This is a genomic window from Candidatus Mycobacterium methanotrophicum, from assembly GCF_023515995.1.
Lineage (GTDB): Bacteria > Actinomycetota > Actinomycetes > Mycobacteriales > Mycobacteriaceae > Mycobacterium > Mycobacterium methanotrophicum.
Map to the genome: position 1 here is coordinate 500,700 of NZ_CP097320.1, position 13,184 is coordinate 513,883.

17 protein-coding genes and 5 pseudogenes are annotated in these 13,184 nt (G+C 65.2%); 13 read left to right on the forward strand and 9 right to left on the reverse strand.

The features are described 5' to 3' along the window. Nucleotides 1-41 precede the first annotated feature (41 nt). The 4 genes and pseudogenes from M5I08_RS02685 to tnpA form a co-directional block, all read left to right on the forward strand. Complete coding sequence (locus M5I08_RS02685; RefSeq protein WP_219069906.1) at nt 42-656, forward strand: helix-turn-helix transcriptional regulator; 615 nt, start codon at nt 42-44, stop codon at nt 654-656. Next, nucleotides 653-1,036, forward strand: coding sequence for a hypothetical protein (locus M5I08_RS26480; protein WP_307728260.1), 384 nt, complete (start codon nt 653-655; stop codon nt 1,034-1,036). Before M5I08_RS02685 ends, M5I08_RS26480 begins: the two co-directional genes overlap by 4 nt. A 248-nt stretch (nt 1,037-1,284) precedes the next feature. Next, nucleotides 1,285-1,578: a hypothetical protein gene (locus M5I08_RS02695; RefSeq protein ID WP_219069883.1), complete on the forward strand. Its 294-nt coding sequence runs from the start codon at nt 1,285-1,287 to the stop codon at nt 1,576-1,578. A 278-nt stretch (nt 1,579-1,856) separates the two neighbouring features. Next, nucleotides 1,857-2,117: pseudogene (gene tnpA / locus M5I08_RS02700) on the forward strand (IS200/IS605 family transposase); the annotation flags it as partial. 89 nt (nt 2,118-2,206) lie between these two features. Here tnpA and M5I08_RS02705 read toward each other — a convergent pair. Both M5I08_RS02705 and M5I08_RS02710 read right to left on the reverse strand, forming a co-directional pair. Beyond that, entirely contained in the window at nt 2,207-3,133 is a 927-nt protein-coding gene (locus M5I08_RS02705) for a questin oxidase family protein (protein ID WP_219069909.1), read from the reverse strand. 71 nt (nt 3,134-3,204) lie between these two features. Then, the gene (locus M5I08_RS02710; RefSeq protein WP_219069879.1) at nt 3,205-3,531 is read right to left on the reverse strand and encodes a hypothetical protein; all 327 of its coding nucleotides are present in this window, start codon (nt 3,529-3,531) and stop codon (nt 3,205-3,207) included. A 527-nt stretch (nt 3,532-4,058) separates the two neighbouring features. On the opposite strand from M5I08_RS02710, the gene M5I08_RS02715 reads away from it, so the two are divergent. Further along, nucleotides 4,059-4,313, forward strand: coding sequence for a hypothetical protein (locus M5I08_RS02715; protein ID WP_219069877.1), 255 nt, complete (start codon nt 4,059-4,061; stop codon nt 4,311-4,313). Here the strand turns inward: M5I08_RS02715 and M5I08_RS02720 are convergent. The 5 genes and pseudogenes from M5I08_RS02720 to M5I08_RS02740 form a co-directional block, all read right to left on the reverse strand. Beyond that, nucleotides 4,273-4,557: pseudogene (locus tag M5I08_RS02720) on the reverse strand (hypothetical protein); the annotation flags it as partial. The gene M5I08_RS02715 and the pseudogene M5I08_RS02720 sit on opposite strands and share 41 nt — an antisense overlap. A gap of 91 nt (nt 4,558-4,648) precedes the next feature. Continuing rightward, complete coding sequence (locus M5I08_RS02725; protein WP_219069905.1) at nt 4,649-4,891, reverse strand: hypothetical protein; 243 nt, start codon at nt 4,889-4,891, stop codon at nt 4,649-4,651. A gap of 760 nt (nt 4,892-5,651) precedes the next feature. Next, nucleotides 5,652-6,308 (reverse strand): annotated as a pseudogene (locus tag M5I08_RS02730) (cytochrome b/b6 domain-containing protein); the annotation flags it as partial. Continuing rightward, a complete protein-coding gene (locus M5I08_RS02735) occupies nt 6,250-6,762 on the reverse strand; it encodes an oxidoreductase (RefSeq protein ID WP_249763077.1) in 513 nt (170 codons plus the stop codon). The gene M5I08_RS02735 and the pseudogene M5I08_RS02730, both read right to left, overlap by 59 nt. Nucleotides 6,763-6,784: 22 nt before the next feature. After that, nucleotides 6,785-7,194 (reverse strand): annotated as a pseudogene (locus M5I08_RS02740) (TOBE domain-containing protein). A gap of 122 nt (nt 7,195-7,316) precedes the next feature. Between M5I08_RS02740 and moaA the strand changes: the two are divergent. Together moaA and M5I08_RS02750 are read left to right on the forward strand one after the other, a co-directional pair. Beyond that, a complete protein-coding gene (gene moaA, locus M5I08_RS02745; RefSeq protein ID WP_219069873.1) occupies nt 7,317-8,393 on the forward strand; it encodes a GTP 3',8-cyclase MoaA in 1,077 nt (358 codons plus the stop codon). Next, complete coding sequence (locus M5I08_RS02750) at nt 8,386-8,652, forward strand: MoaD/ThiS family protein (RefSeq protein ID WP_370328563.1); 267 nt, start codon at nt 8,386-8,388, stop codon at nt 8,650-8,652. Before moaA ends, M5I08_RS02750 begins: the two co-directional genes overlap by 8 nt. Before the next feature lie 9 nt (nt 8,653-8,661). On the opposite strand, the gene M5I08_RS02755 is transcribed toward M5I08_RS02750, so the two are convergent. Beyond that, the gene (locus M5I08_RS02755) at nt 8,662-9,087 is read right to left on the reverse strand and encodes a molybdenum cofactor biosynthesis protein MoaE (RefSeq protein ID WP_219069869.1); all 426 of its coding nucleotides are present in this window, start codon (nt 9,085-9,087) and stop codon (nt 8,662-8,664) included. 50 nt (nt 9,088-9,137) lie between these two features. On the opposite strand from M5I08_RS02755, the gene M5I08_RS02760 reads away from it, so the two are divergent. After that, nucleotides 9,138-10,025, forward strand: coding sequence for a molybdopterin molybdotransferase MoeA (locus M5I08_RS02760; protein ID WP_219069867.1), 888 nt, complete (start codon nt 9,138-9,140; stop codon nt 10,023-10,025). A gap of 195 nt (nt 10,026-10,220) precedes the next feature. Here M5I08_RS02760 and M5I08_RS02765 read toward each other — a convergent pair. Further along, a pseudogene (locus M5I08_RS02765) lies at nt 10,221-10,493 on the reverse strand (transposase family protein); the annotation flags it as partial. A gap of 163 nt (nt 10,494-10,656) precedes the next feature. On the opposite strand from M5I08_RS02765, the gene moaC reads away from it, so the two are divergent. The 5 genes from moaC (at nt 10,657) to M5I08_RS02790 (ending at nt 13,033) form a co-directional block, all read left to right on the forward strand. Next, entirely contained in the window at nt 10,657-11,136 is a 480-nt protein-coding gene (moaC, locus tag M5I08_RS02770; protein ID WP_219069863.1) for a cyclic pyranopterin monophosphate synthase MoaC, read from the forward strand. Further along, complete coding sequence (locus M5I08_RS02775; RefSeq protein WP_219069861.1) at nt 11,136-11,618, forward strand: MogA/MoaB family molybdenum cofactor biosynthesis protein; 483 nt, start codon at nt 11,136-11,138, stop codon at nt 11,616-11,618. Before moaC ends, M5I08_RS02775 begins: the two co-directional genes overlap by 1 nt. 257 nt (nt 11,619-11,875) lie before the next feature. Then, nucleotides 11,876-12,271 carry a hypothetical protein gene (locus tag M5I08_RS02780; protein ID WP_249763078.1) on the forward strand — a complete coding sequence of 132 codons (396 nt, stop codon included), beginning with the start codon at nt 11,876-11,878 and terminating at the stop codon, nt 12,269-12,271. A 154-nt stretch (nt 12,272-12,425) separates the two neighbouring features. Further along, complete coding sequence (locus tag M5I08_RS02785; RefSeq protein WP_249763079.1) at nt 12,426-12,653, forward strand: ribbon-helix-helix domain-containing protein; 228 nt, start codon at nt 12,426-12,428, stop codon at nt 12,651-12,653. Next, on the forward strand, nt 12,650-13,033 hold the full coding sequence (locus M5I08_RS02790; RefSeq protein WP_249763080.1) for a type II toxin-antitoxin system RelE/ParE family toxin: 384 nt from the start codon (nt 12,650-12,652) through the stop codon (nt 13,031-13,033). Before M5I08_RS02785 ends, M5I08_RS02790 begins: the two co-directional genes overlap by 4 nt. Nucleotides 13,034-13,184: the final 151 nt, after the last annotated feature.

Below are 13,184 nucleotides of genomic sequence, written 5' to 3' on the forward strand. Positions count from 1 at the left end.
CTCCCGAGGAGCAGCCAGGTCGACGTCGCGATGTACTGCGAATGTTGAAGGCAGCGCCCAGCTCCATGAGTATCCGCGCGATTGCCGATGCGCTGGGCGTACATCCCAACACCGTCCGCTTCCATCTGGACACGTTGGTCAGCGACGGCCGGGTGGAGCAGGTCGAGTCGGACTACAAACGACCGGGGCGCCCACCGCTGATGTTTCGCGCGATCCCGCAGATGGACCACAATGGACCGCGCCATTATCGACTGCTCGCCGAAATCCTTGCGATAAGTCTTTCCGTCGATGGCGATCCCAGTACCAAAGCACAAGCCGGGGGGCGTACGTGGGGGCGGCAGTTGAATGTATCGGTGTCACACGGGAAAAGGAGGGGTGCAAGGGAATCGATCGACCACCTCGTCGACGTGCTCGATGATCTCGGATTCGCGCCCGGACGCCGCGAATCCGGGGGAGAGCAGCAGATCGGCTTGCGACACTGCCCATTCCTCGAACTCGCCGAGGCCCGAAGCGACGTCGTGTGCCCGATCCACCTAGGTCTGATGCAGGGAGTTCTCGAAAGCCAAAGGGCACCGGTCACTGTCGACCGATTGGACGCCTTCGTCGAACCGGACCTATGCCTGGCGCACCTGACGCCGCAAGGAAACTCCAGATGAGCCCCGGGCCCGCGATCGCCGTCGCTTTGATCTTCGTGTGGCTGGGCATGGTGCTCGCCACCTCGTTTCTGGAAGCACCGCTGAAGTTCCGCGCGCCCAACGTGACGAGGCAGATCGGTCTCGGGACCGGACGCCTAGTTTTCCATGCACTCAACAGCATCGAGGTACTGTTCGCCAGCGTTATCGCGGCGCTCATCACGGTCAGCCCGCCGACGTCATCCGCTGCGACCTGGTCGAGTCGTCACCAGCTTTCCTTCTGGGATGCCATGATCGTGCGCGGTGCCGCCGAATTGCGCTGCGACGCTTCGTGGACGGAGGATCTCAACGACGGTCGGCTCATCGAGGGGATACAGCTGGGCAATCCGTTCACGCGCGGATGAAATCGGATTCCTGGGGCGGGGTAGTTCTCAGATCTCGATGACGCGGATCAATTGCTCTAGCTTCGCCGCCGGCATCCGGGCCTGGCCCGAACTCGATGCTCTCATCGCAGACGGCAGTCGCGTAGGTCCGATTCGGGTGGTGACGAATGCAGCGGTGGTGGCGTTGGCGAGACGACGACGCCTACGAAATATACTGGTTCGCAAAGGATATGGGCGCACCGGGTGCATCCTCGCCATTGGTTACCCACGTGATGCACGACATTGCCCGCCACCCTGACGCCACGCAAATGCTCATCCGTGTGCTCAACCACGAGGTGCGCCCGTCGCAGCTTTTCACCACTCCTCGGGCCATCCGGGCCGCGGCACGCGCACTGCATGCGGAACCCAGACGCATCGTTGCAACCGTCAAAGAAATCGTCACCGCGGCAAGCCAAGAGGTAAAACACGCACGACAAAGACGGCTCATGCCACCAGGTATGACCACCTTCGACCCCGAAAACCGGACCTCCGAGCGTAACCAGCGGCCGGTGCACCGCCGGTGACTGCGAAATTCACAATCAACGACTTCGCCGCGACGCACCGACTCCGAAATTCGTGGAGATTCGTGATCAAACGACTCCGAACCAACGATCAAAGCCACTCAGTTCGAGCCGGTCCGGCGAGCGTAAAGGACCAGTCCACCACATGGGCTCCTGCAGCAAGCGGCCCAATGTCAGGCCGGACGGGCAGTAAGGTGCCCCAAGTACCGCCGCCCTGTATTCGCCGATCCGGTGCTGACCGTCAGGCGACACCTCATTCGCGAGGTCTGGCTAGTGTTGGTGCCGAGCTGCGCGAATTCAACGGCGAGCCCGGCCACGTCCATCTTCTGGTGCACTATCCGCCCGGCCGTGCCCGGTCCGAGCTAGTTAACCGGCTCAAAGGCGTGTCGTCTCGTCGGCGACGCCAACGTTATCCCTACCGCGTGCGGAAATATCTGTGGGGCAAGCACTTCTGGAACCTGTCCTACTTTGCCGCCTCCTGCGACGGTGCACCCCTGATCGTTATCAAGCAATACATCGAACAGCAAACCCGACCCGACTAGCGCGGCCCGCTACGTGGGCCGGGCAACGGGATCGGGTTCCGCCCGGCCGTAAGCGGCCAGCTTCCGCCGAAGAATTCCGGTGATGGCCGTCAGCGGCTGCGGATCAGATCTACCGCGGTGCTCGCGGCGCTGAGGTAGCGGGCGTCGGGGCGTGCGGCGTTTTCCCGCATGGCCGCTTCGCACATCTTGATCGCATGCTCGTCGCCGATCTCGACGGCCTCGGCCGCCAGTTCGGCGAACGTGCGGTCGGTTTCGCATGCTTCGGTGCCATCCGAGGCCCGCTGACCGCCGAACCGAGCGAACAATTCGCGATTGACCCGCGTCATCGTGCACAAGGACGGTGCATGCAAGTTGGCGGGCAACTCCGGCAACAGCAGTCGCATCGCGGCCGGCGCGGTGATGGTGTGAATCAATGGGACTGGGAACGACGGTTTGGTGGCGGTGTAGTGGCCCGCGTATTCGGCCGTCAGCTGACCTAGCGCTGTGTTCACGTCTGCGGCCTCAAGATCACCGGCCGGGCGGTGATTGGTTGCGAGCGGGGCGAATACCGTCGCCCAGAAGCCCAGGGCACGAGCAAGTTCGTCGATCTGCAGCTCACTCGGCCGGTCAGTCTCGCGCAACGACCGCACCGCGTGGGCGGTACGAATCAGCCCATGGGTGAGCGACCCGGCGCAACCCGGCAACAGCCTCGGCCACCACGTTCGCAGCACATCGCGCCACGGCGCCTCAGCCAGTTCCTGGCGAAAGAGCTGCACCCAATCGCCGCCGCGGTTGCGATCACCCAGCGCCGCCCGCCAATCGCCGATGGGCTCGCTGGGCGTTGGCAGCGGCGCGTGCTCGCGATGGCCGATATTGGTGTCGACCCAGCCGTCCACCTCGTCGCAGTAACCGAGCCTGGCTAACGCCTCGGCGGCCATCGGTCCGTGGTTGGCGAAGAAGCCACCGATATAGAAGCCGGTGCCGCGCAACCGATCCAACGCTGCGTTCATCGCATCGACGTAGTCAACCGATCCCATCGCACACCTCCTACAACCAAGGACGCGCCGACGACCGTAAAAGTTACCGGACCATCGTCGCGTGCGGAACCTCAAATCCACACGTGGAGAATCGGTTTGGCAGGACCGTCGGACGCTACATCTCGCTGAAAAGAAACCGGCGTTTCGACCCCCGCGAGTTTCACGCTAATCGCGCCCGAATCCCCGGACACCGCGACGATTTTACCGATGACGTACTTCTGCTCATCTTCCCACCTGACGGTGGCGTAACGGCCGAGATGTTGCATCGAAAGTTCTTCCGGAGCGACCTCGGTAGGCCGCGACGGGGCTTCCGCCGGCATCTCGCGATCCAGCTGATCGGCAGCCGGCGCTGGGCCGGAATCCTCCGACCAAGCGCGGTCATCGCCGAAGTACTCCACGTCATCGCCGGTGTGCTCGAGTCGACTTAGCGTCCGCTTGGCGCCGTGCGGGTTTGGGGCGTTTTCTTCAACCCAGAGTCGCCAGCCCGGCGGTGGCGGAGGCCATGACGGATCCGGTGACCAACCGGGTGGCGGCACCCACCCATCAGGAGGCTTGGGCCAGTTCGGCGGAGGGTTGTATCGCATCGACCATCACTGCTCTGGTTTGGGGATATCAATTCAATCTCACCATATAGAAATTCCGGCGTAACGCCGAACGGCGCGCAGAGCGCCCGCGATCAAGGTGAGTGTGCTACGTGTCATCCGCTCTCCACGCGCTGCGCACTCGCGTGAGGGCGATGTTAACGGCGGCGAAACCGTACGCAGCGGGGCAGCAACATCGTATCCCTACCTTCGTTCGGGACGGCCGAAGTCAAGCCGAACGCGGTGGCGCGACCGCACACGATCACAGGTTGGAACCCGGAGGACCGGGTCGCATGGCAGGCGGGCGGCGAGGGGGTCGCGCGACGGGCAGGACCAGGACGCAGGTGGAGAACACCGTCCAGGTGCTGCAGATTTCGTTCGCCACGGCCGGACAAAGCGCCGCACAGGCATCACTGCATGCCGCCCAAATCGCCTTCGTCGGGCCGCTGCTCGGTTGGGTCGCACGACTTTACGGTGGCCGATTCGCCGACCGGCTCGGCCGCGGCAAGGTCGCGCTGGGGAGCTTCGTCGGCATGATCGGCGGCGTCGGGATCTTCACGAGTCGTCGGGATGCAGCTGCGGGAACGGTTCGGGGTTGAGTTTGTTGAGCTTGGCCACCTTTCCGGGCTTGGTCATGGTGCGCCATTGGTGTGCAAGCCTGTCGGTGGCGAACACCAGCGTGAACTCGTCGTCGCGCAGCTCTGCTGCGGGCAGATACGGCCGCGGCGAGAACCGGGCGCGACGGCTCGGCGTCGGGAAGGCCAGGTCGGCGACGGTGCCGTCTTCGGCGGTGTGCAGATCCTGACTTATGCCGTCGTTGCGGTCGCGGATCGAGTTGCGGTCGGCGCAACCGGGCGCTGCGGGCCGACCTTTCACCGCGCCAGGCGCTGTAGTAAACTCGCGGGTCACAGCTGTAAAGTGGCGTAAAATTCGCTTACGGCTCGGCGAACACCACACAGTCATGCAGGCAGCCCTTCGCGAACCCCGGAGTGCTCGCGTTGCGGCGCAGCAGCGCTCGGGCCGGCCCGACCTTCATGGCGCGCTCACGCAACTCGGGTTCGACGGTCACGGTGTGCACTCGATAGTCGTCGTCGACGGTGACGAGGTAGGCGAACCGGTAGTCGTCCAATGCGTCAGCCAGCCGTTCGAAGTCGACTTCCTTTGGCCTTAGCCTGATTCCACCGATGGACCCTGTGGTCGGGGGTTGAGTTGTTGATCTTGATGTTGGCTGGTGGTGGGTGTGGCAGGGCCGCTGGTCTGTCCAGCTTTTCCTGTTGGGTCCTGGTTGGCGGGGCGGGTGGATGGTGGTTCAGGCGCTGGATTGGTAGCCGATGATGTTGTGCCACAGGGTGTTCCATGCCGGTTCCCAGGGCCAGTGGGTGGGTAGGTGCAAAATTGTTGTGCGGAAACTCCAATTATCCCAGCTCAGAGGGCAGTTTCTTCATTCCGACACGGCAAAACTCAAATCAATTCATCGGTGGAATCAGGCTTAGTGCCCATACCGGCCTTAGTGCCCATATTGGAAGCGTAGGTGTAACCGGGCCTGGTTCTGGGGTATTGCTTTCCCCTGACATCGGGGCTTTAAAAGGGCTATGAAGATGGCGAAGATGGTGGCGCGTCGGGTCCGGCGCAGGTGGCTTCCGTTGGCTGTCAGTGTTATTGCGGTTGCAGGCTGCGTCGCGCCGGGGACAGCGGTGGAAACCGAACCCGAGGTCAGCGTGACGACGGTCGGTGCGCCGCTGCGCGATCCGGTGTGGTCGTACCGCAATGATGCCCTCGTCGGACTCGCCGACGATGGGCGAGTCGCCGAAATCACCGACCTGGGCTCCGCGCACGCCAGAACACGGCTGTCGGCGCCGATGCTGGTGGGGCGCAATCTGCAGATCAGCCGGAAAGACGACCAGCTCCTCTTTGTGCCGCAGCCGCAACGCGACAACGTAGCGGTTGCGAATCGAGCCGAAGATCATCGCCGCGCTCAGATGGCCCCAACCCCAGAAGAACACCATCGAGAGATGGATGACGATGAAGACCACGAAGGCGAGTAGCCCCAGGAAATGCAGGCTGCGCGCCCATTGCCGTCCGCCCCACATCCGCACGTACGACGGGAATCTGGCTTCGATCGCCGGGGATTGGGCGGCGCCGGTGAGGATCTGAAAGGGCGCCAGCCCGAAGACGACGCCCGCATAAGCCAGCTTCTGCATGGCGTCCAGTGGCTCACCCGGCAGCAACGGCGGCAGGTTGAAGGTCATGTAGGTGACGATGTCGTCCCAGGCCTCCGGGAAGATCGACCACGAGCCGGGCCAGTAGCGATGCCACTGCCCGGTAGCGAACAGCAGGATGTAGTAGGACAGCCCCAGCAGAATCCAGCCGATCACCACAAAGAAATGCCAGTTCCGGCCGATGCCCAACTCGGCGCGGCCGGGCAACGAAATGAACGGGCTGTAGTCCTCCTCCTCATCGAGGGTGTCGAACAGCCTGTCCCTCGGCATGACCTTGCGGGTGAAGCGCGCCCATTCGCTTCCGGGTCTGCTGTCGTCATGCCAGTACAACTTTGGATGAGTGGAAAGGATCTCGATGCCGCTGCGGATGATCAACGTTGATGCCCAGCAGCACCGACATGTGGACGGCGACGAAGCCCAGCGCGAACGCGCCGGCGAATGTGCCGGGGGCGAAGTCCCACCGGCCGGTCACCGCCACCAGTCCGGCCAGCGGCGCCGGTCGGCTGGCCAGGTACAGGCTGAGGAAGACCACCGAAACCAGATCGCCGAAGAACCAGCCGCGTTGCGGCACAACGGGATTACGGCCCAGCCACAGGGACGCGGCAGCCAACAGGCAGCAAGCTCCCACAATCGCGGTGTAGACGAAGAAGTACGTCGGCAGTTCCGGCCGGCTGGTCAGCACGTAAACATGGACCAGGGCGATCCCGATCAGCAGCGCTGCGCCCAGCATGCTCACCGTCCGGGGCAAATTGAATGCGACGTAGCCTTTGAGGCGAAGCGCTTCATACAACTGACTGCGCTTCCACCTTTCGATGACCGCATCCGTCACAGCCGCCGCGTACCCGACTACGTCAATCTGCAAACGCTTCAAGAGTTTCGACGATCACGGTCGTGGCCTTGACCATTGCTACGGCGAGGCTGCCGGGCGTCAGTTTCAATTCCGTTGCCGCTTCGTGCTCATCAGGGATACAACGGTGTGCGGGCCACATTGCATTTCGACTTGGGTCATCACCTTGTCGCTGATCACGTTGGTGACCAAACCGACGAAGCGATTGCGTGCAGAGCTGCCGGCGCCCAGCGGGTCCGGCGGCAACGGCGGTGCGTTTTTGCGCCAAAACTCGGCCAGGACGTGCCCGGCGATCACCTTGCGGCCGGCGTCGTCTCGGCTGGCCGACGACGCGCCGTTGTCGATCCATCGCCGCACAGTGTCGTCGCCGACCCCCAGCAGTTCAGCTGCCTGACGGATGCGCATCGTTGGCACATCTAGATGGTAGATGATGCCGTGACCTGCAGGAAGGCGGCGTACGTTGGCTCGGCTCCTCCTCATCGCGCTGCGCCGATGGATAATGAAAACGTTGCTCCCGACCAGCTGCGGATGGTGTCATGATCACGACGCTCGGTGTGCCTTCGGTGCGGCGTCGTCAGGTTGGCCCGCTGACCCAGCCCGCACGCACCGGCCCGTTGATCGACAGCTACGGGCGGGTCGCCACCGATCTTCGGGTGTCGCTGACCGACCGCTGCAACCTGCGATGCACGTACTGCATGCCCGCCGAGGGTCTGCCGTGGTCGGCTGCCGAGCAGCTGCTGCGGCCCGATGAGATTCTGCGGCTGGTGCGAATCGGCGTGACTCGGCTGGGCATCACCGAAGTGCGGTTCACGGGTGGAGAACCGTTGCTGGCTAAGCATCTTCACGAAATTGTCGCCGCAACCGCCGCGCTGCGGCCGCGCCCGGAGATCGCGCTGACCACCAACGGCGTTTTGTTGGCCAAGCGTGCTGACGAGTTGGCGCGGGCCGGCTTAGACCGGGTGAATGTGTCGCTGGACTCCGTGGACTACGCCCGCTTCGCGGCGATCACCCGCCGCGACCGGCTGGCTGATGTGCTGGATGGCCTGGCCGCCGCGCAGGAAGCCGGTCTGCGACCGGTCAAGGTGAATGCCGTGCTGGACCCGCGCACCGGGCTCAACGATGCGGTGTCGCTGGTGCGGTTCTGCCTCGGCCATGACTACCAGCTCCGGATTATCGAGCAGATGCCGCTGGATGCCGGACACGAATGGCGCCGCGGGGCCACGGTTTCCGCAGATCGGGTCCTCGCACAGCTGCGACGGCATTCGTTTGCGCTGAAACCCGATCGAGCGCCGCGGGGTTCGGCGCCGGCCGAGCTGTGGCGGATCACCGATCCCGCGTCGGGACGCACCGGAAAAGTCGGGATCATCGCCTCGGTGACGCACCCCTTCTGCGCGACCTGTGACCGCACCCGGTTGACCGCCGACGGGCAGCTGCGCAGCTGTCTGTTCGCCAACGAGGAGACCGACCTGCGCGGGCTGCTGCGCGGCGGCGCCGACGACGCCTCGATCGAGGCCGCATGGCGGGCCGCGATGTGGGACAAACCCGCCGGCCATGGCATCGACGACCCGGACTTCGTCCAGCCGGCGCGGCCGATGAGCGCAATTGGTGGCTGACTCCGTGGGTCAGACGGTCACCGTGCGGTATTTCGCGGCCGCCCGCGCCGCCGCCGGGTCTGATTCCGAGCAGCTGAGCATGCGTTGCGGCGCCACGGTTGCCGACCTTGTCGACGGGTTGGCGAACCGCAGCCAGGAATTCGCCCGCGTACTGTCCCGGTGCTCGTTTCTCTGCGACGGCGTGGCGGTACGGGACCAGGCCCAGCCGCTCCAGGCGGGCAACACGATCGATGTCCTGCCGCCGTTCGCCGGAGGTTGAACGACGCCGCTAGGCCGAGCCCACCCACTCGTCGGTTCCGTCGGCGAAGAATTGGCGCTTCCACACCGGCAGCCGTGCCTTGATGGCGTCCACCAGCAGTGCGCAGGTAGCAAACGCCGCTTGGCGATGATCGGCGGCGACCGCGGCTACCAGCGCCGCCTCCCCGATCTGCAGGACGCCGATGCGATGGCTGACTGCAACAGCGCGCGTCCCCGGCGATTGCGCGGCGATGTCGGCCACCACCTCGGCGAGGACGTCGGCGGCCGACGGATGCGCGGAATATTCGAGCTTGCGCACTCGACGCCCGCTGTCGTGGTCACGAATCATGCCGACGAAGCCCACGATGGCTCCGGCGGCATGATGGCTGACCAGTTCCTGGTGTTCGGCAAGCGAAATCGGCTGATCGGTCAGCGCCGCGCGCACTACCAGCGTCATTGCCGACCGCAACCCGTCACCATGGACACCAACTATATTTTGGAGACGCCATGCGGTCGGTCGAGGAGCACCAACACGTTGTTGCCGGGCTGATCACTGCCCGGCCCGGCGCCACTGCCGAACTGCCCGACGCCGAGGGGCGGGTGCTGTTCGACGACGTGACTGCGACGGTGGCGCTGCCGGTTTTCGACGACTCCGCGATGGACGGCTACGCCGTCCGTGCCGACGAGGTGGCGATGGCTACCTCCGGACGGCCCGTGAAACTGCCCGTGGCAGAAGATATTCCGGCCGGTCGGACCGACATTCCGGCACTGCAGCCGGGTACCGCGCATCGCATCATGACGGGCGCGCCGATCCCGGCCGCGGTCCGCGCCGCCGGTGCCGAAGTGGTTGCCACCGCGATCGCCGGCGATGACGTCGCCCAATTCACGGCGCTGCTGGACCGCTACGCCGCCGAGTCCGATCTGATCATCACCAGCGGCGGCGTCAGCGCGGGGGCCTACGAGGTGGTCAAGGACGCCTTCGGCCGAGCCGGTGACGGGCGGGTGGAGTTCGTCAAGGTGGCTATGCAGCCCGGCATGCCACAGGGCGCCGGCCGGGTTGCCGGCACACCCATCGTCACCCTGCCCGGTAACCCGGTCAGTGCGCTGGTGTCGTTCGAGGTGTTCATCCGTCCGGCGCTGCGCTCAGCGATGGGGTTGCCGGCTCCGCACCGGCCGCGCCGATCCGCCGTGCTGACCGAGACGTTGACCTCGCCGGCCGGTAAACGCCAGTTCCGCCGCGGAGTTTTCGACCCTGCCGGCACCGCCGTGAGCCACGGCCCGCCGGGGTCACATCATCTTGGGTGGCTGGCCTCGGCGAACTGCCTGCTGGACATTCCTGCTGACGTCACCGACGTTCCGGCCGGCTCGCAGGTGCAGATCTGGGACCTGCGCTAGGTGGCTGGTGTCGAACGGCCATTGTGGGGGCGCTGGTTGACCGGTCGGGCTATCGGGTAGTGCTCGCGTGATCGTGAGTGGCCTAGCTCGGGTGAATTCGGTTGTCGGGATTGGTGATTCCGTTGCTTGGCTGGTCTAGAGGCGGTCCTGGTGGGCCGGTTGGCATCGCCGCCGGCCTTAGGTCGCGGCTGCGGCCGTGTCCATCGTGGCCACCGCGTCATACAGCGGGGTCGAATCCAGCACCCGCTTGCGTCCGACCAGCCCGCCGGCGGCATACTTCCAGCGCGCGTCGAAGGCGAACCGCTGCACCGCCTCCCGATCCGAGAGGCCCTCGATGCGCTGCAGCACCATCACCACCGCCACAATCATCGGCGGCACACTGCGCCGGCCCACATCAGCGAAAACGTCAGCGAACATCTCATCGCCGAACAAGCTCAAGCACTCCCGATGCAGCACGCCGTAAATCGAGTCCGGCGCCACCCGGCCCTCGCAGAAGTCCACCGTCGTCCGCCACAAATCCGCCTGCTTCGGCGTCAAACCCAAACTCACCCAACCATTCTCGCTTACCGCGCCCAGTTACCCGGTCAACGCCACGCGAAAAACACCAGCCACCCAGCGGAGCCCTGTCAGAATGGGACACGTGGCTGACCCGCTATCGCACATCGACGCCGACGGCGCAGCGCATATGGTCGACGTCACCACGAAGGCGGCCACCAAGCGCACCGCTGTCGCCGCGGGCTCACTGCGTACTTCCGCCCAGGTGGTGGAGCTGATTACGACGGGAGGACTGGCCAAAGGCGATGCCCTGGCGACCGCGCGAGTTGCCGGCATTCTGGCCGCTAAACGCACCGGCGACCTGATTCCGCTGTGTCATCGGTTGGCGCTCACAGGCGCCGACGTCGATTTCGCTGTCGGTTCCACGGATATCGACATCACGGCGACGGTGCGCAGCACCGATCGCACCGGCGTCGAGATGGAGGCGCTGACAGCGGTGAGCGTGGCGGCCCTGACGCTTTACGACATGATCAAAGCGGTGGACCCGGCTGCGCGTATCGACGACATTCGGGTGTTGCGGAAGGACGGCGGCCGGCACGGAACCTGGGAGCGGTGATGGCAGACCGCTCCGCGCGCGTCATTATCGCCTCGACCCGCGCGTCGGCCGGCATCTACCAAGATCGGTGCGGGCCGATAATCTCGGAATGGCTTGTGCAGCGCGGGTTTCCGTCGGTGCAACCGGTGGTTGTCGCCGACGGCGGACCGGTGGGTCAGGCGCTGCGGGATGCTCTCGCCGACGGGGTCGACGTGGTGATCACCTCGGGTGGCACCGGCATCTCGCCGAGCGACGACACCCCCGCCCAAACGGCGGCGGTGCTCGACTACGAAATTCCTGGGCTGGCCGACGCTATCCGGCGTTCCGGTCTACCGAAGGTGCCGACCTCGGTGCTGTCCCGGGGTGTATGCGGGGTGGCGGGACGGACCTTGGTGGTCAACCTGCCCGGTTCGTCGGGCGGGGTGCGCGACGGGCTTCGGGTGCTCGCCGATGTGCTGGACCATGCGCTGGACCAACTGGCCGGCAAAGACCACCCGCGATGAACGAGCGGCTGGAATTCCCTCGGTCGGGGGTGTCGCCCAGTTTGGCCGCAATGCACGCTGGATGCCTTAGCTAAGAGCACAACCACGGTCACGCGACGCAGTCCGCAGAGACGGCAGGGGCGTACCGCATCAACTTCGATTTAGGCCTATGGGGGCCGAGTGCGGAACTGAGAGCCAACAAGCCGCGAACACATGTTCGCCGTTACCTGGAATCCGCACAGCGAATGGGCCTGCTGCGAAAGCACCGTGGGCGCCTCATGGTGACCGTGCGGGGCAAGGCCGCACGCAGCGACCCGCCGGCGCTGTGGTTCCAGCTCGCCGAACGTATGCCGCTCACGTCGAAGGATCTGTGCGAAGAGCAGGCCGGGCTTCTCTTCCTCATCGCGGTCGCGGCCGGCGAGAACGACCCCGACGGGTTCGTCGCCGCCATGCTCGACGCCATCGGTTGGAAGCACCGCGACCGTACACCGATCACGACGTCGTCGGCGGCGCACATAACGAGGAACACCACAGACGTGCTGCGGCGGCTTCGGCTGCTGGCGCCGGACAGTCGAGTCGCGAAGCCAGAGCGTGTCACATCGCAAGCGGTGGCGTTCGCCCGCGCCGCGGCGCGGTCGTGGCCATCCGTCGCAAAATCGACACCGCGGTCGTGATCCTCGCTGGATCACAGCCATATCCGTGTTTCGCGGCGCGCCTGAGCACCCAGGCGCCGGCGCCGCGCAGGTGGGAGTAGGATTCAGTCCTACTCAGCAATGGAGGTCGCTCATGCGAACGACGCGGCAATTGAGCATCACACTCCCAAACGACATGGCTGAAGCGCTCCGCGAGCGGGTGCGCTCAGGAGACTACGCCAGCGAAAGTGAGGTGATCCGCGAGGGCCTGCGGGCATTGTTCGCCCGCGATCAGGCTATTGAAGCCTGGCTTCGTGACGAGGTTGCCGCCGCGTACGACGCCGTGGTCGCCGACCCTTCGCGCGCCGTCACTGCGCAGAGGGTGCGGGCGCGGCTGGCCGCCGAGCAGGCCGGGAGCGTGTGAGTCCCAGCGTCGTCTTCACGCCCGAGGCCGAAGATCAGCTCGCCGAGCTGTACCGCTATATCGCCGCCGCGGGGTCGGCCGAAGTCGCGGCGCGCTACACGGAGGCGATCGTCGCTTACTGCGAGGAGCTGGCCGCATTCCCGCATCGCGGCAGCGCGCGCGACGACATCAAGTCTGGACTGCGCACAATCGGCTTCAGGCGACGGGTCGTTATTGCATTCGCCGTGTTGGACCAGACCGTTGCGATCATCGGCGTCTTCTACGGCGGGCGAACCCGCAGTTCAGAGCCCGTTTCCCCAGGTTCGGCGCGGGGTTCGAGTCCCCTTAGCTCCACCAGTGCAAACGGCACTTCGACGCATCCTCGAAAGCGCCGCGTTTGACGACAACTCTAGGCGCGCCCCGCCTGCTGAAGCCCGCTCGACGAACGCTTCTTCGACCTCAGCGCACCCACGACCACTCCTTTCGACCGGTAAGGGTGTAGCGTCGGGGTGTTGGTACTTCCAGCCGATCCGGAATGGCCCAGCTTCTGAC

Coding starts and splice junctions, on each gene's coding strand:
- M5I08_RS02755 (WP_219069869.1), bottom strand. CDS start 9,087: ATGACGCTGGTAGTGCGCGCGGCGCTGACCGATCAGCCGATTTCGCTT.
- moaA (WP_219069873.1), top strand. CDS start 7,317: ATGATCACGACGCTCGGTGTGCCTTCGGTGCGGCGTCGTCAGGTTGGC.
- M5I08_RS02780 (WP_249763078.1), top strand. CDS start 11,876: ATGGTGACCGTGCGGGGCAAGGCCGCACGCAGCGACCCGCCGGCGCTG.
- moaC (WP_219069863.1), top strand. CDS start 10,657: ATGGGACACGTGGCTGACCCGCTATCGCACATCGACGCCGACGGCGCA.
- M5I08_RS26480 (WP_307728260.1), top strand. CDS start 653: ATGAGCCCCGGGCCCGCGATCGCCGTCGCTTTGATCTTCGTGTGGCTG.
- M5I08_RS02705 (WP_219069909.1), bottom strand. CDS start 3,133: ATGGGATCGGTTGACTACGTCGATGCGATGAACGCAGCGTTGGATCGG.
- M5I08_RS02685 (WP_219069906.1), top strand. CDS start 42: ATGTTGAAGGCAGCGCCCAGCTCCATGAGTATCCGCGCGATTGCCGAT.
- M5I08_RS02785 (WP_249763079.1), top strand. CDS start 12,426: ATGGCTGAAGCGCTCCGCGAGCGGGTGCGCTCAGGAGACTACGCCAGC.
- M5I08_RS02775 (WP_219069861.1), top strand. CDS start 11,136: ATGGCAGACCGCTCCGCGCGCGTCATTATCGCCTCGACCCGCGCGTCG.
- M5I08_RS02760 (WP_219069867.1), top strand. CDS start 9,138: ATGCGGTCGGTCGAGGAGCACCAACACGTTGTTGCCGGGCTGATCACT.